Annotated in this window: 20 protein-coding genes and 2 tRNA genes; 14 read left to right on the forward strand and 8 right to left on the reverse strand. The window is 66.8% G+C overall.

Annotated elements, in window-relative coordinates; genetic code table 11:
• Positions 1 to 2: 2 nt before the first annotated feature.
• Positions 3 to 929 carry a LysR family transcriptional regulator gene (locus ACUTAF_RS04580; protein WP_445578861.1) on the reverse strand — a complete coding sequence of 309 codons (927 nt, stop codon included), beginning with the start codon at positions 927 to 929 and terminating at the stop codon, positions 3 to 5.
• Positions 930 to 1013: 84 nt separating this feature from the next.
• On the opposite strand from ACUTAF_RS04580, the gene ACUTAF_RS04585 reads away from it, so the two are divergent.
• The 4 genes from ACUTAF_RS04585 (at position 1014) to rarD (ending at position 4046) form a co-directional block, all read left to right on the forward strand.
• Positions 1014 to 1328, forward strand: coding sequence for a 3-phosphoglycerate kinase (locus ACUTAF_RS04585; RefSeq protein WP_445578862.1), 315 nt, complete (start codon positions 1014 to 1016; stop codon positions 1326 to 1328).
• A gap of 135 nt (positions 1329 to 1463) precedes the next feature.
• Complete coding sequence (locus ACUTAF_RS04590; RefSeq protein WP_445578863.1) at positions 1464 to 2063, forward strand: FMN-dependent NADH-azoreductase; 600 nt, start codon at positions 1464 to 1466, stop codon at positions 2061 to 2063.
• Positions 2064 to 2280: 217 nt separating this feature from the next.
• Positions 2281 to 3153: a carboxylate/amino acid/amine transporter gene (locus tag ACUTAF_RS04595; RefSeq protein WP_445578864.1), complete on the forward strand. Its 873-nt coding sequence runs from the start codon at positions 2281 to 2283 to the stop codon at positions 3151 to 3153.
• Positions 3153 to 4046, forward strand: coding sequence for an EamA family transporter RarD (gene rarD, locus ACUTAF_RS04600; protein WP_445578865.1), 894 nt, complete (start codon positions 3153 to 3155; stop codon positions 4044 to 4046). Before ACUTAF_RS04595 ends, rarD begins: the two co-directional genes overlap by 1 nt.
• On the opposite strand, the gene ACUTAF_RS04605 is transcribed toward rarD, so the two are convergent.
• Positions 4047 to 4625, reverse strand: coding sequence for a dihydrofolate reductase family protein (locus ACUTAF_RS04605; RefSeq protein ID WP_445578866.1), 579 nt, complete (start codon positions 4623 to 4625; stop codon positions 4047 to 4049).
• 97 nt (positions 4626 to 4722) lie between these two features.
• Positions 4723 to 5130 carry an anti-virulence regulator CigR family protein gene (locus ACUTAF_RS04610; protein ID WP_445578867.1) on the reverse strand — a complete coding sequence of 136 codons (408 nt, stop codon included), beginning with the start codon at positions 5128 to 5130 and terminating at the stop codon, positions 4723 to 4725.
• A gap of 266 nt (positions 5131 to 5396) precedes the next feature.
• Between ACUTAF_RS04610 and ACUTAF_RS04615 the strand changes: the two genes are divergently transcribed.
• Positions 5397 to 6725 (forward strand): DEAD/DEAH box helicase, encoded by a 1329-nt coding sequence (locus ACUTAF_RS04615; RefSeq protein ID WP_445578868.1) that lies wholly within the window; start codon positions 5397 to 5399, stop codon positions 6723 to 6725.
• A 116-nt stretch (positions 6726 to 6841) separates the two neighbouring features.
• On the opposite strand, the gene ACUTAF_RS04620 is transcribed toward ACUTAF_RS04615, so the two are convergent.
• Positions 6842 to 8674: an ABC transporter ATP-binding protein gene (locus ACUTAF_RS04620; protein ID WP_445578869.1), complete on the reverse strand. Its 1833-nt coding sequence runs from the start codon at positions 8672 to 8674 to the stop codon at positions 6842 to 6844.
• A gap of 35 nt (positions 8675 to 8709) precedes the next feature.
• Positions 8710 to 9774, reverse strand: a complete 1065-nt coding sequence (locus ACUTAF_RS04625) for a metal-dependent hydrolase (RefSeq protein ID WP_445578870.1) — start codon at positions 9772 to 9774, stop codon at positions 8710 to 8712.
• Positions 9775 to 9901: 127 nt separating this feature from the next.
• On the opposite strand from ACUTAF_RS04625, the gene arfB reads away from it, so the two are divergent.
• Positions 9902 to 10315: an alternative ribosome rescue aminoacyl-tRNA hydrolase ArfB gene (gene arfB, locus ACUTAF_RS04630; RefSeq protein WP_445578871.1), complete on the forward strand. Its 414-nt coding sequence runs from the start codon at positions 9902 to 9904 to the stop codon at positions 10313 to 10315.
• Here the strand turns inward: arfB and ACUTAF_RS04635 are convergent.
• Together ACUTAF_RS04635 and gap are read right to left on the reverse strand one after the other, a co-directional pair.
• A complete protein-coding gene (locus tag ACUTAF_RS04635; protein ID WP_445578872.1) occupies positions 10312 to 10776 on the reverse strand; it encodes a methylglyoxal synthase in 465 nt (154 codons plus the stop codon). The genes arfB and ACUTAF_RS04635 overlap by 4 nt on opposite strands.
• 14 nt (positions 10777 to 10790) lie before the next feature.
• Positions 10791 to 11792: a type I glyceraldehyde-3-phosphate dehydrogenase gene (gap, locus tag ACUTAF_RS04640; protein ID WP_445578873.1), complete on the reverse strand. Its 1002-nt coding sequence runs from the start codon at positions 11790 to 11792 to the stop codon at positions 10791 to 10793.
• 130 nt (positions 11793 to 11922) lie between these two features.
• Here gap and edd point away from each other — a divergent pair, with 130 nt between their 5' ends.
• From edd to ACUTAF_RS04660, 4 genes are all read left to right on the forward strand, one after another.
• Entirely contained in the window at positions 11923 to 13746 is a 1824-nt protein-coding gene (edd, locus tag ACUTAF_RS04645; RefSeq protein ID WP_445578874.1) for a phosphogluconate dehydratase, read from the forward strand.
• A complete protein-coding gene (locus ACUTAF_RS04650) occupies positions 13743 to 14699 on the forward strand; it encodes a glucokinase (protein ID WP_445578875.1) in 957 nt (318 codons plus the stop codon). The genes edd and ACUTAF_RS04650 overlap by 4 nt, the downstream gene beginning before the upstream one ends.
• A 100-nt stretch (positions 14700 to 14799) precedes the next feature.
• Positions 14800 to 15525, forward strand: a complete 726-nt coding sequence (locus ACUTAF_RS04655) for a response regulator (protein ID WP_445578876.1) — start codon at positions 14800 to 14802, stop codon at positions 15523 to 15525.
• Positions 15518 to 16954, forward strand: coding sequence for an ATP-binding protein (locus ACUTAF_RS04660; RefSeq protein ID WP_445578877.1), 1437 nt, complete (start codon positions 15518 to 15520; stop codon positions 16952 to 16954). The genes ACUTAF_RS04655 and ACUTAF_RS04660 overlap by 8 nt, the downstream gene beginning before the upstream one ends.
• Before the next feature lie 81 nt (positions 16955 to 17035).
• Here the strand turns inward: ACUTAF_RS04660 and rdgC are convergent, their stop codons facing one another.
• Entirely contained in the window at positions 17036 to 17956 is a 921-nt protein-coding gene (gene rdgC / locus ACUTAF_RS04665) for a recombination-associated protein RdgC (RefSeq protein WP_445578878.1), read from the reverse strand.
• 79 nt (positions 17957 to 18035) lie between these two features.
• Between rdgC and ACUTAF_RS04670 the strand changes: the two genes are divergently transcribed.
• The 4 genes from ACUTAF_RS04670 to ACUTAF_RS04685 all read left to right on the forward strand — a co-directional run bounded on the left by ACUTAF_RS04670 (position 18036) and on the right by ACUTAF_RS04685 (position 19330).
• On the forward strand, positions 18036 to 18242 hold the full coding sequence (locus tag ACUTAF_RS04670; protein ID WP_445578879.1) for a hypothetical protein: 207 nt from the start codon (positions 18036 to 18038) through the stop codon (positions 18240 to 18242).
• A 26-nt stretch (positions 18243 to 18268) separates the two neighbouring features.
• Positions 18269 to 18344 (forward strand) — tRNA-Val (locus ACUTAF_RS04675).
• Between the two features lie 15 nt (positions 18345 to 18359).
• Positions 18360 to 18436: transfer RNA gene (locus ACUTAF_RS04680), tRNA-Asp, on the forward strand.
• A 186-nt stretch (positions 18437 to 18622) separates the two neighbouring features.
• Positions 18623 to 19330 carry an FKBP-type peptidyl-prolyl cis-trans isomerase gene (locus tag ACUTAF_RS04685; RefSeq protein WP_445578880.1) on the forward strand — a complete coding sequence of 236 codons (708 nt, stop codon included), beginning with the start codon at positions 18623 to 18625 and terminating at the stop codon, positions 19328 to 19330.
• The last annotated feature ends 304 nt before the right edge of the window (positions 19331 to 19634 follow it).

Below are 19634 nucleotides of genomic sequence, written 5' to 3' on the forward strand. Positions count from 1 at the left end.
TCTCAGTCGGGCGACAGCGGGGCGGCGAAGGCGGCGTCGAGCGGCGCGGTGTCGAAGTTCTTGATCAGCTCGATGAGGATCTGGGTGGCCGGGCCGAGCACCCGTTCCTTGTTGCTGTAGAGGAAGAAGCGCGGCTTGCGCGTGCCGCCCTGGGCCAGCGGCAGCGGCTTGAGCAGGCCCTCGTCCAGCTCGCGGGCGATCAGGTGGCGCGGCAGCCAGGCGAAGCCCAGGCCGCTGCTGACGAAGGTGCGTGCGGTGGGCAGGCTGCCGACCGTCCAGCGTTGCTCGGCGCCGAGCCAGCCGGTGTCGCGCGGCTGCACCCGGCCGCTGTCGCGGATCACCACCTGCATCTGGGTTTCCAGATCCTGGAAACTCAGCTCGCGCTGCAGGCGGTGTAGGGCGTGCTCCGGATGGGCCACGGCGATGAACTCCACCTCACCCAGTTCGAGGCCCAGGTAGCCGGTGATATTGAGGGAGCTGATGGCCAGGTCGGCGGAGCCTTCGTGCAGCACTTCCTCGACGCCGGAAAGCACCTCCTCGCGCAGGCGCACACGGCAGCCGCGGCTTTGCGGCATGAAGGCCGACAGCGCGCGGACGAGATTGGCGGTGGGGTAGGCGGCGTCCACCACCAGGCGCACCTCGGCTTCCCAGCCCTGTTCCATATGGTGGGCCAGGTCTTCCAGTTGGCTGGCCTGCTTGACCAGTTGTCGCGAGCGGCGCAGCAGCACGTCGCCGGCTTCGGTGAGCACCGCCTTGCGTCCGTCGATGCGCAGCAGCGGCACGCCGAGCTGCTCCTGCATGCGCGCCACGGTGTAGCTGACCGAGGATTGCGAGCGGTGCAGCACCTCGGCGGCCTGGGCGAAGCCGCCTTGGTCGACCACCGCCTGCAGGGTGCGCCATTGATCCAGGGTTACACGGGGAGCCTTCATTGCTTTGTCCTGTCTCTGCCGGCAAACGGGTTCTATCGCCGGCGATATCCACCTACACTGGCGCTTCCCCGTTGGAGAGCGTCGATGAAAAAACTCTGCTGCCTGCTGTTCGCCCTGTTGCCGCTGGGCGCCCATGCCTACCCCATCGAGCTGGACAAGCAGCTCAACGGTGCCGAGGTGTCCGCCAGCACCCAGGAGATCGACCACAACATGGCGGCGCTGATGCTCTACAACTATGGTCAGAGCGAGGCCGAATGCACCGCGGTGTTCCGCAACGGCCCCGAAGCGCCGCGCACCCGTCGCGCCGCGCTGGCGCCGGGGGCGAACACCAATCTGACGGTCAAGTTCACCCGCAGCGTGATTCGCCTGCGGGTCAACCTGACCTGCGGTCTCAAGTAACCAGAGCCTAGTCTCGGGCCTTTTATAAATCAACTTTGTCGATATATGTAAGCAGATATTTGCGCTTTTTAATCGATAGTTACGACTCTAGTCTGTGCTCCATCGACCTTTACCCACCTCGATGGAGTCTCAAACATGTCCCGTGTTCTGGTAATCGAAAGCAGCGCTCGCCAACAAGGCTCGGTGTCCCGCGAGCTGACCCTGCAGTTCATCGCCAACTGGCAGGCCGCCCATCCCGCCGACCAGATTCAGGTCCGCGACCTGGCCGCCGAGCCGGTGCCGCACCTGGATGCCACCCTGCTGGGCGGCTGGATGACCCCGGCCGAGCAGCAGAGCGAGGCGGAGCAGGCCGCGCTGGCGCGCTCCAACCAGCTCACCGACGAGTTGCTGGCGGCCGATGTGCTGGTGCTGGCCGCGCCCATGTACAACTTCGCCATCCCCAGCACCCTGAAAGCCTGGCTGGACCACGTGCTGCGCGCCGGGGTCACCTTCAAGTACAGCGAAACCGGCCCGCAGGGCCTGCTCAGTGGCAAGCGCGCCTTCGTCCTCACCGCCCGCGGCGGGATCTACGCCGGCAGCGGCCTGGATCACCAAGAGCCCTACCTGCGCCAGGCGCTGGCCTTCATCGGTATCCACGAGGTGCAGTTCATCCATGCCGAAGGCCTGAACCTGGGCGGCGAGTTCAGTGCCAAGGGCCTGGCCCAGGCCAAGGCCAAGCTGGCCGCCGTGGCCTGATCGCGACTCCACTCTCCTGGGCGCCCGCATCCGGGCGCGTTCGCCGGCCGGGACCCGAGGGTGCCGGCCGGCTTTTTCGTCTGGCCCGGTGCAAAGCCGGGGGCAGCTCCCGGATTGCGACCGGCGCCCACCCTGTTCGCGGCTGAAGCCACTGCTGCGGATTGTCCGGCACTGGCGAACGCGCTAAGGTCGCCGCCTTCGTTGCCTGGAGCTCGCCGTGCGCTACCTGCTGATTGTGACCCTGCTGTGGGCCTTCTCCTTCAGCCTGATCGGCGAGTACCTGGCCGGTCGGGTCGACAGCTATTTCGCCGTGCTCAGCCGTATCCTCATCGCCGGGCTGCTGTTCGTGCCGCTGACCCGCTGGCGCGGCCAGGCGCCGGCCTTCGTGCGCGGCATGCTGCTGATCGGCGCGCTGCAGTTCGGTGTCACCTACGTCTGTCTGTACCTTAGCTTCAACCTGCTGACGGTGCCCGAGGTGCTGCTGTTCACCATCCTCACGCCGTTGCACGTGACCCTGATCGAGGACGCCCTCAATCGCCGCTTCAACCCCTGGGCGCTGCTCGCCGCGCTGGTGGCGGTGCTGGGGGCCGGAATCATCCGCTACGACGGCGTCAGCCAAGGCTTCCTGCTCGGCTTCCTGCTGCTGCAACTGGCCAACTTCACCTTCGCCGCCGGCCAGGTGCTGTACAAGCACCTGCTGCTGCGCCATCCCTCGAGCGAGCCGCAGTACCGGCGGTTCGGCTTCTTCTATGTGGGCGCGCTGCTGGTGGCGCTGCCGGCCTTCCTGCTGCTGGGCAATGCCGAGCGCCTGCCGGGCACGGCGCTGCAATGGGGTGTGCTCGGCTGGCTCGGGGTGATGGCTTCGGGGCTGGGGCTGTACTGGTGGAACAAGGGCGCCAGCCTGGTCGACGGCGGCACCCTGGCGGTGATGAACAACGCCCTGGTGCCGGCAGGTTTGCTGGTCAACCTGCTGATCTGGAATCACGACGCCGACCTGGCGCGCCTGGCGCTGGGCGGCGCGGTGATCGTCGCCTCGCTGCCGCTGGCCGGGCTCGGCCGGGCCAGCCCGCTGCAGGGCGCGGCACGCTGATGCATCTGTCCGGACGTGGCGTGGCGCTGTCGGTGGGCGCGTCGGTGCTGTTCGCAGTGCTGCCCGGTTACGTGCAACTGCTGGCGCCGCTGGATGGCATCCAGATATTCGCCCAGCGCGTGCTCTGGTCGATTCCGCTGGTGCTGTTACTGGTGCTGCTGAGCCGCCAGGGCGCGCTGCTGGGCGAGACCTTCGCCCGCCTGCGCCGCGAGCCGCTGCTGCTGGCCGCCTGGCCGCTGGCGGCGGCGCTGATCGGCGTGCAGTGGGGGCTGTTTCTCTGGGCGCCGCTGGCCGGGCGCATGCTCGAAGTGTCGATGGGCTATTTCCTGCTGCCGTTGGCCATGGTGCTGGCCGGCCGGCTGTTCTATCAGGAGCGTCTGCGCCCGTTGCAACAACTGGCGGTGGCCTGCGCGGTGCTCGGGGTGACGCACGAGTTGTGGCGCAGCCAGGCGTTTTCCTGGCTGACCCTGATTACCGCGCTGGGCTATCCGCCATATTTCATGCTGCGCCGCTGGATGCGCCTGGACGCGTTGTCGGGCTTCGTGCTGGAGATGCTGATGCTGGCGCCCTTGGCCATCTGGCTGATCGTCGCGTACGGGCCGGTCGGCGCCTTCGAGGGCCGGGTCGCGCTCTGGCTGCTGGTGCCCGGCATGGCGCTGATCGGTACCCTGGCCTTCGCCGCGATGATGGCCTCCAGCCGCCTGCTGCCGCTGGGGCTGTTCGGCATTCTCAGCTACGTCGAGCCGGTGCTGCTGTTCGCCGTGGCCCTGCTGGTCCTCGGTGAGCACTTCGATGCGGCGCAATGGCTGACCTACCTGCCGATCTGGCTGGCGGTACTGCTGGTCGGATGGGACAGCGTCCGGCTGCTGCGCAAGCAGCGGCGAGGGGGCTGATCAGGCGACGCTGGCGCGCGGTACGGGGATCTGCCGGAGTTGGCTGACCTGCTTTTGCACCCGGTAGTGCAGCTGCACGGTGCCGCTGTTGAAGCGACGCTGGTCGCTCAGCGTCAGGCTGCGCTCCATCCCGGTGGCCAGCAGCGGGATGCCGGCGCCGAGCACGTGGGGCACCAGATTGATCACCACTTCGTCGATCAGTCCGGCGGTGTAGCAGGTACCTGCCAGGAGGCTGCCGCCGACCAGCCAGATGCGCTGGAACTTGGCCTCGCCCAGGGCCGCCAGGGCCTGTCCGGGAGTGCAATGGGTCAGCTGCACTTCGTCGCTGGCGCGCGGCAGTTCCAGGCGGGTCAGCACCACGCAGGGCTTGCCGGGATAAGGCCAGGGTCCGCCGCGCCCGCGCAGCGCCTCGTAGGTGCCGCGGCCCATCAGCAGGGCGTCGATACCCGAGTAGAAATACTGGAAGCTGTATTCCTCGTCCGGCTGGCGCAGGCTGTCGAACCAGTCGAGGCGACCATCGGGGCGGGCGATATAGCCATCGAGGCTCGAAGTGATGTGATAGATCAGCGACGGGTTCATGATGTCTCCTCGGCAGGCCATCTGAAGATTTGATCGATATCACGGGCAACAAGTTCGCCGGGCGCCCTACCGCTGGTCGGCAGCTGCCCGGCGGGTCTCAGTCGAGGACGTTGCGCAGGATTTCATGGACGATGCCGGTAGCGACGGCCACCAGCACCACGTCGCGGCCGACCTGCTGCCACTGGTAGCCGTCATACTGGGGCAGGCGCGCCGACAGACGGCTGTCGAAGTTCTTGGCGATGCCCGGCGGCAGCGGCTTGCCGCGACCCAGGTTCTTGGCGATGCCTGGCGGCAGGGCGGAAGTCGGGCCGATCAACTGGCGGTTCTCGCCAAGCACGATGCGCACCTGGCCGATATCCACGGTCGGGCCACGCAGGTCGATCTGCGCGCTGTCCTCGCCGGCCGTTGGCTTGCCCTTGCCGGGCGGCGGGCTGGCCAGCAGGGGAGAGGCCGCCAGCAACAGGCTGAGGCCGAGGCTGACGGCGCAAAGGGGTTTGGCAAACATGAGCGACACTCCATCGAAGGGGGAGGCCGATTAGAGCGCCGCTGCCCGGGGCAATACAATCCCCGCGCGGCAGGCCTGGTCGCGATCGTGACGGCGGTCTCTGCGGCAGGGCACGTCGCGTTGGCGGGCCGGTCGTGACCGGCGTCGGGGGCGGCGAGGGGTCACGGCGCCGCTCGACGCGCCGGGGGCATGCAAAGAAATTCGGCCGCGGCGGCGGAAACCGTTAGGCTATGCACCGTTTTGTCGATTTTTCGAGGTAGTGCCCCGTGTTTGCCCAATTCGCCCTGCATGAACGCCTGCTGAAAGCCGTGGCCGAGCTGAACTTCGTCGAGCCCACCCCGGTGCAGGCGGCAGCGATTCCGCCTGCGCTGGAGGGCAAGGACCTGCGGGTGATCGCCCAGACCGGCAGTGGCAAGACCGCCGCCTTCGTCCTGCCGCTGCTCAATCGCCTGCTCGGTGACGGCAACTCCAAGCAGCGCCTGAGCATCCGTGCGCTGATCCTCCTGCCGACCCGCGAGCTGGCCCAGCAGACCCTCAAGGAAGTCGAGCGTTTCGCCCAGTTCACCTTCCTCAAGGCCGGCCTGGTCACCGGCGGCGAGGACTTCAAGGTGCAGGCCGCGCTGATGCGCAAGATCGACATCCTGATCGGCACTCCCGGACGTCTGATCGAGCACGCCAATGCCGGCAACCTGCCGCTGGACGAGGTCGAGGTGCTGGTGTTCGACGAGGCCGACCGCATGCTCGACATGGGCTTCGCCGAGGACGCCCAGCGCCTGGCCGAGGCCTGCGGTCCGCACCAGACCCTGCTGTTCTCCGCCACCACCGGCGGCAATGGCCTGCGCGAGATGGTCGCCAAGGTGCTGCACCAGCCGCAGCACCTGATGCTCAACAGCGTCAGCCAGCTCAACGAGGGCACCCGCCAGCAGATCATCACCGCCGACCACAACCATCACAAGGAACAGCTGGTCGACTGGCTGCTGGCCAACGAAACCTATGACAAGGCCATCGTCTTCACCAACACCCGAGTGCAGGCCGACCGCCTCTACGGCAAGCTGGTGGCGGCCGGGGTCAAGGCCTTCGTGCTGCACGGCGAAAAGGACCAGAAGGATCGCAAGCTGGCCATCGAACGTCTGCGCCAAGGCGCGGTGAGGGTGCTGGTGGCCACCGACGTGGCAGCGCGCGGCCTGGACGTCGAGGGCCTGGACCTGGTGATCAACTTCGACATGCCGCGTTCCGGCGACGAGTACGTGCACCGCATCGGCCGTACCGGCCGTGCCGGTGGCGAGGGTCTGGCGATTTCGCTGATCTGCCACGGCGACTGGAACCTGATGTCGAGCATCGAACGCTACCTCAAGCAGCGTTTCGAGCGGCGTACTGTCAAGGAGCTCAAGGGCAGCTACCAGGGGCCGAAGAACCTCAAGGCCTCGGGCAAGGCCGCCGGCAGCAAGAAGAAAAAGACCGACAGCAAGAAGGACCCGAAGAAAACCGCAGCGCCCAAGCGCAAGTCCGGCCCACGCCCGGCCGGCAAGCCGTCCGCCGTGGTCAGCGAGGACGGCCTGGCGCCGCTCAAGCGCAAGAAGCCGGCGGCGGAGTGAGGCTACGACCTTGAACCTGTAGGAGCCGGCTTGCCGGCGATCGGCGTTTCAATAGCATCGCCGGCAATCCGGCTCCTACAAAAGCGTCGCGGCCAAAGTCCGGTCACGCCCGGGTCTCAATCCACCCCGACAAAGCCGCCGGTCTGGTGCTGCCACAGGCGCGCATACAGGCCGCCGCGGGCGACCAGCTCGGCATGGCTGCCGGTCTCGACGATGCGCCCCTGGTCGATCACCACCAGGCGGTCCATGCGCGCGATGGTTGACAGGCGGTGGGCGATGGCGATCACCGTCTTGCCCTGCATCAGCTCGTCCAGGCTGTCCTGGATCGCCGCTTCGACTTCTGAATCCAGTGCCGAGGTGGCCTCGTCCAGCACCAGGATCGGTGCGTCCTTGAGCAGCACGCGGGCGATGGCGATGCGCTGGCGCTGGCCGCCGGACAGCTTGACCCCGCGCTCGCCGACCTGCGCATCCATGCCGTGGCCGCCCTGGCCGTCGTCCAGCAGCGGGATGAAGGCGTCGGCGCGGGCCTTGCGCGCGGCCTCCAGCAACTGCGCCTCGCTGGCGTCGGGCTTGCCGTAGCGCAGGTTGTCGCGAATCGAGCGGTGCAGCAGGGCGGTGTCCTGGGTGACCATGCCGATCTGCGCGCGCAGGCTCTCCTGGCTCACCGCAGCGATGTCCTGGCCATCGACCAGGATGCGCCCGCTCTCCAGGTCGTACAGGCGCAGCAGCAGGTTGACCAGGGTCGACTTGCCGGCGCCGGACGGCCCGACCAGGCCGATCTTCTCGCCCGCGCGCACGTTCAGGCTGAGTCCGGCGATCACCCCGCCGGCCTTGCCGTAGTGGAAGTGGATGTCCTCGAAGCGTACCTCGCCGCGTTCCACGCGCAGCGGCTCGGCGTCCATCCGGTCGAGCACCTCGCGCGGCTGGACGATGGTGCGCATGCCGTCCTGCACCGTGCCGACGTTCTCGAAGATGCCGTTGACCACCCACATGACCCACTCGGCCATGTTGTTGATGCGCAGCACCAGGCCCAGCGCCAGGGCGATGGCGCCGGTGCTGATCGACTCCAGGCTCCACAGCCACAGGGCCAGGGCGCCGGTGGCGACGATCAGCACGCCGTTGAGGCAGGTGATGCTGACATCCAGCAGAGTCACGGTCCGGGTCTGCAGGCGCACCTTGTCCAGCAGCTCCTGCATGGCTTCGCGGGTGTAGTTTTCCTCCTCGCGGGTGTGGGCGAACAGCTTGAGCGTCATCACGTTGCTGTAGCCGTCCACAACCCGGCCCATGACCTTCGAACGCGCCGCCGAGGCGGCCGCCGAACGCCGCTGGATGCGCGGCACGAAATGGCGCAGCAGCAGGCAGTAGCCCACGATCCAGGCCAGCAGCGGCACGATCAGGCGTACATCCGCCTCGGCGAACAGGTACAGCGCGCTGCCGGCGTAGACCACCACGAACCACAGCGCGTCGACCAGTTGCATGGCCGACTCGCGCAGGCTCGGCCCGGTCTGCATGATGCGCTGGGCGATGCGCCCGGCGAAGTCGTTCTGGAAGAAGCCCAGGCTCTGCTTGAGCACGTAGCGATGGTTCTGCCAGCGGATCAGGTTGGTCAGCCCGGGGTTGACCGCCTGGTTGGCCAGCAGGTCGTGCAGGCCGAACACCAGCGGCCGCAGGATCAGCGCCACCAGCAGCATCCACAGCAACTCGCCGCGGTAGTGCTGGAAGAACTCGGCGTTCGGCGTGCGCTGCGCCATGTCGATCAGGCGGCCGAGGAACTCGAACAGCGCCACCTCGATCACCGCGGCGAAGAACCCCATCACCAGCAGGGCCAGCATCAGCGGCCAGACCTGGCGCAGGTAGTGCAGGTAGAAGGGCACCAGCCCGGCGGGCGGCTGCACGTCCGGGCTGGGTTTGAAGGCGTCGATCAGCGACTCGAAACGGCGAAACGGCATCGCAGGCATCCTGCCTTGGTGAAGAGGTGTCGATGTTAGCGCGAGCCCGTCTCGCTCAGCAGGGGTTTCTCCAGCTCGCCGGCCCAGGCCAGTAGCGGTACGGGCGACTGCGGCTGCCAGATGCGCTTGAACAGCACCAGCAGGTGCTCGGGGTTGCCGCGCTCGAACGGCAGGCGGTCGACGTGCTCGTGCACCTGCCAGCGGCCATCGCGCTGGCGGGCGAAATCGAAACGGAAGGGATGAAAGCCGGTCATGCCCAGGCGCAGATCGGTGACGATCAGGCGATCGCCGATCCGGTCGTAGCGCAGCACGCCGTTGGTGAACCAGGCCAGGCGCCGATGCGCGGGCGAGTCGAGCAGTTGTTCGCGCAGCCGGGTTCCGCGCGGCAGACGCTGCAGTTGTGGCGGCCCGGCGTCGAACCAGCCCACCAGCGCCTCGTGATAATGCTCGCGGTCGAGCACTATGACCCGCCACAGCAGGCTGTTGAACGGCGTCGGGGTGACGAACAACTGCTCGGCCTCGATGCCCTGGCGCGCCAGCTCGGCCTCGACGCGCTGCTCGGCCATGTGTTTGCCGGCCAGGGTAGAGGCCAGATAGAGGGTCGACAGCGCCAGGGCCAGGGCCGGAACCCGCCAGGCCTGCTCGCGTAGCCCGCCGACCAGGCCGAACACCACCGCGGCGAGCAGCGGTAGGGTGTAGATCGGGTCGATGATGAACACGCTCGACCAGGCGGTTGGCGTCGGCATCAACGGCCAGAACAGCTGGGTGCCATAGCTGGTGAAGGCGTCCAGCAGCGGATGGGTGACCAGCACCAGCCAGACGGCGAGCAGCAGGCGTCTGCTCGAGTAGCCCGGTTGCGGGTGCAGGCGTCTGGCCAGCCAGGTCAGCAGCACGGCGAGGGCGCTGAGCACCAGCAGCGAATGGCTGAAGCCGCGGTGGTGGGTCATGTTGGCCACCGCATCGCCGTAATCGATGACCACGTCGAGATCCGGCAGGGTGCCGAGCATGGCTCCGTACAGCAGGGCCTTGCGACCCTGCCAGCGACCGAGCAGGGCGCCCTGGATGCTGGCGCCGAGTACGGCTTGGGTGATCGAGTCCATGATTGTGCTCGCGTGAATGCAGATCGCTACGTTAGCCGAGCCGCCGGGCGAACGCCGCGGGGAAATTTCAAGCAAAGGTTACAGCGTCAGCGGTTATCCTGTCGGCCCGACCCTGTGGACCAAGGCCATGTTGATCGTCTCCAATGCCGTGCACCTGCCCCTCGAGGAGATTGAGCTGAGCGCCATCCGCGCCCAGGGCGCTGGCGGGCAGAACGTCAACAAAGTGTCCAGCGCCGTGCACCTGCGCTTCGACACCCAGGCCTCGTCGTTGCCGGCGTTCTACAAGGAACGCCTGCTGGCGCTACGCGATAGTCGCATCACCGCCGAGGGGGTGGTGATCATCAAGGCGCAGCAGTATCGCACCCAGGAGCAGAACCGCATGGACGCGCTCGAGCGCCTGGCCGAGCTGATCCGCAGCGCCGGCAAGGTGGAGAAGAAGCGCCGCCCGACCAAACCGACCCTGGGCTCGAAGCAGCGTCGTCTGGACGGCAAGAGCAAGCGCGGGGCGATCAAGGCGGGGCGGGGCAGGGTGGATTTCTAGCCCCGTCCGGCCAGATAGGCCTGGTAGTCGGGGATGCGGTACTCGTGCTGCTGTTCCAGCAGGGCACTGCCGAGCAGGTAGTCGGCGCTGCTTTCGTTGCACGCCACCGGAATGTTCCACACCGCGGCGACCCTTAGCAGCGCCTTGATGTCCGGGTCGTGCGGCTGCGGCTCGAAGGGGTCCCAGAAGAACACCAGGACGTCCACACGGCGCTCGGCGATACGGGCGCCGAGCTGCTGGTCGCCGCCCAAGGGGCCGCTGATCATGCTTTCTACCGGCAACTGCAGGCGCTTGCTCAGCAACAGGCCGGTGGTGCCGGTGGCCACCAGCTCGTGGCGCGCCAGCGTGTCGCGCTGGCGCGCGCACCAGTCGAGCAGAAAACCCTTGCAGTGGTCGTGGGCCACCAGGGCGATGCGCTTGCGCGCCGGCAGGCTGGCGGTGGTGAAGCTGATGCGGCTCATCGGTGCTCCTCGCTTCAGCCCAGGCGCGCCAGGGCCAGGCAGTTGTCCAGCATGCGGTTGGAGAAGCCCCACTCGTTGTCGTACCAGGCCATCACCTTGAGCAGCTTGCCGCTGACCTTGGTGTGGTTGGCGTCGAAGATCGACGACAGCGGATTGTGGTTGAAGTCGCAGGACACCAGCGGCAGGCTGTTGTAGCCGAGCACCGGCGACTTCTCGCTGGCGGCCTTGAGCAGGGCGTTGACTTCCTCGGCGCTGGTCTCGCGCCTGAGCTGCAGGGTCAGGTCGACCAGCGACACGTTGATCACCGGTACCCTCACGGCCATGCCGGTGAGTTTGCCGGCCAGCTCCGGCAGCACCAGGCCGACCGCTTCGGCGGCGCCGGTCTTGGTCGGGATCATCGACTGGGTGGCCGAGCGTGCGCGGTAGGGGTCGCTGTGGTAGACGTCGGAGAGGTTCTGGTCGTTGGTGTAGGCATGGATGGTGGTCATCAGTCCCTGTTCGATGCCCAGCTCGCGGTGTAGCACCTGGGCCACCGGCGCCAGGCAGTTGGTGGTGCAGGAGGCGTTGGAGACGATCTGCATGGCCGGCGTCAGCACGGCCTCGTTGACGCCGTAGACCACGGTCGCGTCGGCACCTTTGGCCGGTGCCGAGATCAACACCTTACTGGCGCCTGCGGCGAGATGGGCGGCAGCCTTGTCGCGGTCGGTGAACAGCCCGGTGCACTCGAACACCACGTCGACCTGATGGGCCTTCCAGGGTAGTTCGGCCGGATTGCGGATGGCGCTGACGGCGATGTGATCACCGTTGACCCACAGGCTCTCGCCGTCGGCCACCACCTCGCCGGGAAATGCACCGTGGACGCTGTCATGGCGCAGCAGGTGGGCATTCATCGCGCTGTCGCCCAGGTCATTGATCGCCACCACCTGCAGATGCTGGCGATAATCCTGGGTGTAGAGTGCACGCAGCACGTTACGGCCGATGCGGCCGAAACCATTGATGGCGATTCGCAGAGTCATGGTGAGGTTTCTCGTGATTTGTTGTTGGAATTACAAGATTATTCTCATGAGACTAGAAATCAAGCCTTTTGAATGGCAGTATTTTGTTAAAACTACAAACAGACGCTAGTTGCTAGCCTGGAGAACACCCATGCATCCCCGCGTTGTTGAAGTCACCGACCGTCTGATCGAGCGCAGCCGCGCCACCCGCCAGCGCTACCTGGCGATGATCCATGCGGCCGCCAGCGAAGGGCCGCAGCGCGGCAAGCTGCAATGCGCCAATTTCGCCCACGGCGTGGCCGGCTGCGGCGGTCAGGACAAGCAGACGCTGCGTCTGATGGACGCGGCCAACGTGGCCATCGTTTCTGCTTATAACGACATGCTCTCGGCGCACCAGCCCTACGAGCACTTCCCCGAGCAGATCAAGCAGGCCCTGCGCGAAATGGGCTCGGTGGGCCAGTTCGCCGGCGGCGTGCCGGCCATGTGCGATGGCGTCACCCAGGGCGAGCCGGGCATGGAGCTGGGCATTGCCAGTCGCGAGGTGATCGCCATGTCCACCGCCGTGGCGCTGTCGCACAACATGTTCGATGCGGCGCTGTACCTCGGCGTGTGCGACAAGATCGTGCCCGGTCTGCTGATGGGCGCGCTGCGCTTCGGTCACCTGCCGTCGCTGTTCGTGCCGGCCGGGCCGATGACCTCGGGCCTGTCCAACAAGGAGAAGGCCGACGTCCGCCAGCGCTATGCCGAGGGCAAGGCCAGCCGCGACGAACTGCTGGCCGCGGAAATGGCCGCCTACCACGGCCCCGGTACCTGCACCTTCTACGGCACCGCCAATACCAACCAGTTGCTGATGGAAGTGATGGGCCTGCATCTGCCGGGCGCCTCGTTTATCAATCCGGGCACGCCGCTGCGCGATGCGCTGACCCGCGAGGCGGCGCAGCAGGTCACCCGCCTGACCAAGCAGAGCGGGAGTTTCATGCCCATCGGCGAGATCGTCGACGAGCGCTGCCTGGTCAACTCCATCGTCGCCCTGCACGCCACCGGCGGCTCGACCAACCATACCCTGCACATGCCGGCCATCGCCCGCGCCGCCGGCATCCTGCTGACCTGGCAGGACATGGCCGACCTCTCCGAGGTGGTGCCGACCCTGGCCCACGTCTATCCCAACGGCAAGGCCGACATCAATCACTTCCAGGCCGCCGGCGGCATGGCCTTCCTGATTCGCGAGCTGCTCGAGGCCGGGCTGCTGCACGAGGAGGTCAACACCGTGGCCGGCCGCGGCCTGTCGCGCTACACCCGCGAGCCCTTCCTCGAAGACGGCAAGCTGGTCTGGCGCGACGGCCCCACCGAGAGCCTGGAGGAGAGCGTGCTGCGCCCGGTGGCGCGGCCGTTCTCGGCGGAGGGCGGCCTGCGTCTGATGCAGGGCAATCTCGGCCGCGGGGTGATGAAGGTCTCCGCGGTGGCGCCCGAGCATCAGCTGGTGGAGGCGCCGGCGCTGGTATTCGAGGACCAACTGGAGCTGGTCGAGGCATTCAAGGCCGGCAAGCTGGAGCGCGATTTCGTCGCCGTGGTGCGCTTCCAGGGCCCGCGTTGCAACGGCATGCCCGAGCTGCACAAGATGACCCCCTATCTCGGCGTGCTGCAGGATCGCGGCTTCAAGGTGGCGCTGGTCACCGATGGGCGCATGTCCGGCGCCTCGGGCAAGATCCCGGCGGCCATCCACGTCTGCCCCGAGGCCTTCGATGGCGGCCCGCTGGCGCGGGTGCGCGACGGCGACATCATTCGCCTCGACGGCCATAGCGGCGAGCTGCTGCTGCGCGTCGACGAGGCCGAGCTGGCGGCGCGCGAACTGGCTGTCGCGCCGACGCCGGCAGCGGGCTGCGGGCGCGAGCTGTTCGCCTTCATGCGGCACAACTTCAGCAGCGCCGAGCAGGGCGCCAGCGCCTTCACCGCCAGCCTGGAGTCGCTCAAGTGAAGCTGGCGCTGGTAGGCGATATCGGGGGGACCAACGCGCGCTTCGCCCTTTGGCGCGACGAGCAACTGGATAGCGTGCAGGTGTTGGCCACGGCCGACTACCCAACTCCCCAGGCGGCGATTCGGGCCTATCTGCAGGGCCAGGATCTGCCGCTCGGGGCGGTGGAATCGGTGTGCCTGGCTTGCGCCGGGCCGGTCAGCGGCGACGAGTTCCGCTTCACCAATAATCACTGGCGCCTCAGTCGCAGCGCCTTCTGCCGCGAGCTGCAGGTACGCGAGCTGCTGCTGATCAACGACTTCTCCGCCATGGCCCTGGGCATGACCCGCCTGCGCGAGGACGAGCGTCGCCCGATCTGCCCCGGTCAGGCGCAGCTTGATCGCCCCTGTGTGGTGATCGGTCCCGGCACCGGCCTCGGCGTCGGCACCCTGCTGCCAGCGGCTGATGGTGGCTGGCAGGCGTTGCCGGGGGAGGGCGGGCATGTCGACCTGCCCATTGCCACGCCGCGCGAGGCTGAGCTGTGGCAGCTGCTGTATCGCCAGCTCGGCCATGTGCGTGCCGAGGACGTGCTCAGCGGCGGCGGCCTGCTGCTGCTGTACCGCGTGCTGTGCCAACTGGAAGGCGCCGAGCCACGCCTGGCTTCGCCTGCCGAGGTGACGGCGGCGGCGTTGGCCGGCGACGCGCTGGCCGGCGCAGTGATCGAGCAGTTCAGCGTCTGGCTCGGTCGCGCCGCCGGCAACCTGGTGCTCAGCCTCGGCGCGCGCGGCGGGGTCTATGTGGTCGGCGGCGTGGTGCCGCGTTTCGCCGAGCTGTTTCTCGCCAGCGGCTTCGCCGCGGCGCTGCGCGACAAGGGCTGCATGAGCCATTATTTCGACGGCATCCCGGCCTGGCTGGTGACCGCCGAATACCCCGGCCTGACAGGCGCCGGCGTGGCGCTGCAGCAGGCGATGACGTAGGGTGTGCGGGGTCGCCTAGGCCGTGCGCACCAGATCGCAAGGCGAGAGAGTGCAATAGCGGTGCGCACGGCGCACCCTACGACAATAAGGACGGCGGACCATGAGCCAGCCCGGAAAATCCATTCTCCTGGTCGATGACGACGCGGAGATTCGCGACCTGCTGCAGACCTACCTGAGTCGCGCCGGCTTCGCCGTGCGCGCCGCCTGCGACGGCGCCGGCTTTCGCCAGGCGCTGTGCGCCGAGCCGGCCGACCTGGTGATTCTCGACGTGATGCTGCCCGACGAGGACGGTTTCAGCCTGTGCCGCTGGGTGCGCGAGCACCAGCGTTTCGCCCTGGTGCCGATCATCATGCTCACCGCCAGCTCCGACGAGGCCGACCGGGTGATCGGCCTGGAGCTCGGCGCCGACGATTACCTGGGCAAGCCGTTCAGCCCGCGCGAGCTGCAGGCGCGGATCAAGGCCCTGCTGCGTCGCGCGCAGTTCAGCCAGGCGGCGGGCGGCGAGGTGCTGGCCTTCGATCAGTGGCGCCTGGACATGGTCAGCCACCGCCTGTTCCATGCCGATGGCGAGGAAGTGATCCTCTCCGGCGCCGATTTCGCCCTGCTCAAGCTGTTCCTCGACCATCCGCAGCAGATCCTCGACCGTGACACCATCGGCAACGCCACCCGTGGTCGCGAGGTGATGCCGCTCGAGCGCATCGTCGACATGGCGGTCAGCCGCCTGCGCCAACGCCTGCGTGACACTGATAAGCCGCCGCGGCTGATCCGCACCGTGCGCGGCAGCGGCTACCTGCTGGCGGCCAGCGTGACGCCGCAGCATGGCTAGCTGGCGGCGTTGGCTGCCGGTGCCCCGCTCGCTGCTCGGGCGCATGCTGCTGCTGACCCTGCTGGTGGTGCTGCTGGCGCAGGCGCTGTCCAGCGTCATCTGGGTCTCGCAGCTGCGCGCCAGCCAGATGGAGGGCCTGCTCACCAGTGCGCGCAGCCTGGCGCAGTCGATGGCCGCCAGTGTCAGCTACTTCCGCTCGCTGCCCATCGGCTATCGGCCCATGGTGCTCGACCAGTTGCGCAACATGGGCGGCACGCGCTTCTTCGTCTCGCTGAACGACAAGCCGCTGCAGATGCAGGTGCTGCCGCAGACGCCGCGCAAGCGCGCGGTGCTCGAGGCAGTCGAGGCGACCCTGCGCGAGCGCCTGGGCAGCGGCCTGGACATCTCCCTGCAGTTCGTCAGCCCGGAGGACCTGCGCATCTTCAACAGCGGTCTGAAACTCGACGAGTTGCCGCGCTCCTGGGCGCACTACGCGCTGAGCCTGGAGCCGCTCAATCCACCGGTGCTGGTGACGCAGATCCGCATCGCCGAGGGCGAGTGGCTGTACCTGGCCTCTTTGCTGCCCGAGCCTTATGTGGCGCTGGAGCAGCAGGGCCTGCCGGCGCAGCAGCTGTGGTTTATCCTCCTCACCAGCAGCTTTCTGCTGCTGTTCATCGGCATCCTGGTGCATTGGCAGAGCCGCCCGCTCAAGCGCCTGGCCAGGGCGGCGCGGGAAATGTCGCTGGGTAGCGAGGTCGAGCCGCTGGCCGAGACCGGCGGCAGCGAGGTGGTCGAGGTCAGCCGCGCCTTCAACGCCATGCGCGAGCGCATCGGCCGTTACCTCAACGAGCGCAGCCAGTTGTTCAGTGCCATCTCCCATGACCTGCGCACGCCGATCACCCGTCTGCGCCTGCGCGTCGAACTGCTCGACGACGAGGCGTTGCAGGCCAAGTTCGGCCGCGATCTGGACGACCTGGAAATGCTGGTCAAGGGTGCGCTGCAGTGCGTCAAGGACACCGATATCCACGAGAACATCGAGCCGGTCGACCTCGACCACCTGCTACACGGGGTGGTCGAGCCCTACCTGGGCAACGGCCGGGTGACGGTCGCAGGCCGCGCTCTGGCGCCTTATCCGGGCAAGCCGCTGGCGCTCAAGCGCTGCATCGGCAATCTGGTGGACAACGCGCTGAAGTACGGCGAGCGCGCCCACTTGCATATCGAGGACGATGGCCAGGCCTTCGTCCTGCACGTCGACGACGAGGGCCCGGGCGTGCCGGAACAGCGCTTGGAACAGGTGTTCGAGCCGCATTTCCGCCTGGCCGGCCAGCAGCAGGGCTACGGTCTTGGCCTGGGCATCGCGCGCAACATCGCCCACAGCCATGGCGGTGAGCTGAACCTGCGCAACTTGCGCGAGGGCGGCCTGCGGGTGACCCTGAGTCTGCCCAGGTAGCCTGCGCCGCGCGATCCGCCCCGTGGGAGCCGCTTCAGTCGCCAGGCTTTTACCGGCGGCTGAAGCGGCGGACGCCGCGGCTCAGATCCCCTGCGGAATCTCTTCGCCGCCGAGAGCGGTGAACAGCTCGGGGAGGAACTCCACCAGGGTCATCATCATCAGGATGAAGCTGGCGTCCTGCTGGGCCAGGGCGTCGTCGCCGCCATCCTGCTCGGCCTGCTCCTGCAGCACGTCCTCGAAGCGCAGGCGCTTGATCACCAGCTTGTCGTCGAGCACGAACGACAGCTTGTCCTGCCAGGCCAGCGACAGCTGGGTGACCTGCTTGCCAGTGGACAGGTGCAGCTGGATTTCCTCGCTGGTCAGGTCCTGGCGCTTGCAGCGCACCACGCCACCGTCCTCGTGGGTGTCGCGCAGCTCGCACTCGTCGAGCACATGGAAGCCCTCGGCGGCCTTCTGCGTCTTCAGCCAGTCGGTGAGGGTGGCGGTCGGTGCGATCTTCACCGACAGCGGACGCACCGGCAGCGAGCCCATGGCCTCGCGCAGGGTGGAGAGCAGGTCTTCGGCCTTCTTGGCGCTGGCGCTGTCGACCAGGATCAGGCCCTGCTTCGGCGCGATGGCGGCGAAGGTGCCGGACTTGCGGATGAAGGCGCGCGGCAGGAAGGCCTGGACGATCTCGTCCTTGAGCTGGTCGCGCTCCTTCTTGTAGACCTTGCGCATCTGCGCGTTCTCGATCTCGTCGACCTTCTCCTTCAGTGCATCGCGCACCACCGAGCCGGGCAGGATGCGCTCTTCCTTGCGCGTGCCGATCAGCAGGAAGTCGCCGCTGAGGTGCACCAGCGGCGCATCGGCACCCTTGCCGAAGGGCGCGGTGAAACCGTAGGTGGTCAGCTCCTGGCTGGCGCAGGGGCGCGCCGGCTTGCTCGCCAGTGCGGCCTCCAGTGCGTCGGCATCGAAGGGAATGTCCTGGGTAAGGCGATAGACCAGCAGGTTACGAAACCACATGAAGGGGTGATTCTCCGTTTGAGGTGAAGGTCGCGAGGCAACGCCAGCCCTTGCAGCCGTCTCGGCGGAGGAGCCTGGCATGTCGCGACGCAATGAAAAGAACGGGCAACTGCTCAGAACCTTGCCGCACGCCGATGGTTCAGCGAGCGCAAATGATCGTGTCCGTCAACGCAAGGCGCGCATTATTCTCCCCTCCGCGGTTCAGGCCAACCCTGAGCTAAGCCCTTGGCAGCGCGATAAAAATTATTTCGCCGAGGGGGTTGCCAAGGTACGGATCGCTCTCTAGAATGCGCCCCACTTCGAGAGTGAATGGGGTGGTTAGCTCAGCCGGGAGAGCATCTGCCTTACAAGCAGAGGGTCGGCGGTTCGATCCCGTCACCACCCACCAATCTCGCAGTTACGCGCAGCGGTAGTTCAGTCGGTTAGAATACCGGCCTGTCACGCCGGGGGTCGCGGGTTCGAGTCCCGTCCGCTGCGCCATTTCCTCCTCGCTTCATCCCCTCCTGTGACATTTTCTCGGCGTCTGCCGGAATCTTCAAAAAGTTCCTTTGTTTACTTGAACTTATGCGCACTGCTCGGCTCCTATGCCGTAGCCAGTGATCGCGGCCGCCTGTTAAGCTGGCCGCCTCACACGACGGCCTTCGGGCGCATTCACAAGGAACAAGCATGAAACAGCATCGTTTGGCGGCGGCGGTTGCCCTGGTGGGCCTGGTGCTCGCCGGTTGCGATTCGCAAACCAGCGAAGTCGAACTCAAGAGCCCGGCGCAGAAGGCTTCCTACGGCATCGGTCTGAACATGGGCCGTAGCCTGTCCGAGGAAGGCATGGACGATCTGGATTCCAAGGCCGTCGCCCAGGGAATCGAGGATGCGCTGGCGAAGAAGGAGCCGCGGATCAAGGACGATGAGATGGTCGAGGCTTTCTCCTTCCTGCAGACGCGCGCCGAAGAGCGCATGGCCGCGCTGAACAAGGAAGCGGCCGAGGCCGGGAAGAAATTCCTCGAGGAGAACGGCAAGCGCGAAGGCGTGGTGACGACCGAGTCCGGCCTGCAGTACGAAGTGATCAAGAAGGCCGACGGCGCCCAGCCCAAGGAAAGCGACGTGGTGACCGTGCACTACGAAGGCAAGCTGACCGACGGCAGCGTGTTCGACAGCTCGGTTGCCCGTGGCAGCCCCATCGACCTGCCGGTCGGCGGCGTGATCCCCGGCTGGGTCGAAGGCCTGCAACTGATGCACGTCGGCGAGAAGTACAAGCTGTACATTCCCAGCGAGCTGGCCTACGGCGAACAGAGCCCGTCTCCGGCTATCCCGGCCAATTCGGTGCTGGTGTTCGATCTGGAGCTGATCGGTATCAAGGATCAGGCCGCCGAGCAGTAACACTTCCAGGTATTGCCACAGCGCCCCGTCTTGACGGGGCGCTGTCGTTTCCGGGGGATGGCGGTGGGGGATGTTACGCTTATGCACATTGCTCTGAGAGTTCGCAACTAGCTGCGCGTTACACTGTCGCTTTGCCAGTGTCAATTTTCAACTTATTGATTTTCTTGGTTTTTATGTGCTGGGCAAAAAATGTCCGATCTGTCCGAAGCCCCCATGCGGCGGGGCTTTGGTAAGCTTGTCGAAAGTCTTTTCACAGGTTTATCCACAGCTTCGGTGGATAAGCCGATCAAGCCCAGGTGCCATC

The organism is Pseudomonas sp. SP16.1, assembly GCF_052682975.1.

Excerpts from the sequence above, each read along its gene's own strand:
- ACUTAF_RS04620 (WP_445578869.1), bottom strand. The coding sequence starts at position 8,674 with ATGCCGTTTCGCCGTTTCGAGTCGCTGATCGACGCCTTCAAACCCAGC.
- rarD (WP_445578865.1), top strand. The coding sequence starts at position 3,153 with ATGCATCTGTCCGGACGTGGCGTGGCGCTGTCGGTGGGCGCGTCGGTG.
- ACUTAF_RS04580 (WP_445578861.1), bottom strand. The coding sequence starts at position 929 with ATGAAGGCTCCCCGTGTAACCCTGGATCAATGGCGCACCCTGCAGGCG.
- ACUTAF_RS04625 (WP_445578870.1), bottom strand. The coding sequence starts at position 9,774 with ATGGACTCGATCACCCAAGCCGTACTCGGCGCCAGCATCCAGGGCGCC.
- ACUTAF_RS04610 (WP_445578867.1), bottom strand. The coding sequence starts at position 5,130 with ATGTTTGCCAAACCCCTTTGCGCCGTCAGCCTCGGCCTCAGCCTGTTG.
- edd (WP_445578874.1), top strand. The coding sequence starts at position 11,923 with ATGCATCCCCGCGTTGTTGAAGTCACCGACCGTCTGATCGAGCGCAGC.
- ACUTAF_RS04670 (WP_445578879.1), top strand. The coding sequence starts at position 18,036 with ATGTCGCGACGCAATGAAAAGAACGGGCAACTGCTCAGAACCTTGCCG.
- ACUTAF_RS04585 (WP_445578862.1), top strand. The coding sequence starts at position 1,014 with ATGAAAAAACTCTGCTGCCTGCTGTTCGCCCTGTTGCCGCTGGGCGCC.
- ACUTAF_RS04605 (WP_445578866.1), bottom strand. The coding sequence starts at position 4,625 with ATGAACCCGTCGCTGATCTATCACATCACTTCGAGCCTCGATGGCTAT.
- ACUTAF_RS04685 (WP_445578880.1), top strand. The coding sequence starts at position 18,623 with ATGAAACAGCATCGTTTGGCGGCGGCGGTTGCCCTGGTGGGCCTGGTG.
- ACUTAF_RS04660 (WP_445578877.1), top strand. The coding sequence starts at position 15,518 with ATGGCTAGCTGGCGGCGTTGGCTGCCGGTGCCCCGCTCGCTGCTCGGG.
- ACUTAF_RS04635 (WP_445578872.1), bottom strand. The coding sequence starts at position 10,776 with ATGAGCCGCATCAGCTTCACCACCGCCAGCCTGCCGGCGCGCAAGCGC.
- gap (WP_445578873.1), bottom strand. The coding sequence starts at position 11,792 with ATGACTCTGCGAATCGCCATCAATGGTTTCGGCCGCATCGGCCGTAAC.
- arfB (WP_445578871.1), top strand. The coding sequence starts at position 9,902 with ATGTTGATCGTCTCCAATGCCGTGCACCTGCCCCTCGAGGAGATTGAG.
- rdgC (WP_445578878.1), bottom strand. The coding sequence starts at position 17,956 with ATGTGGTTTCGTAACCTGCTGGTCTATCGCCTTACCCAGGACATTCCC.
- ACUTAF_RS04590 (WP_445578863.1), top strand. The coding sequence starts at position 1,464 with ATGTCCCGTGTTCTGGTAATCGAAAGCAGCGCTCGCCAACAAGGCTCG.
- ACUTAF_RS04655 (WP_445578876.1), top strand. The coding sequence starts at position 14,800 with ATGAGCCAGCCCGGAAAATCCATTCTCCTGGTCGATGACGACGCGGAG.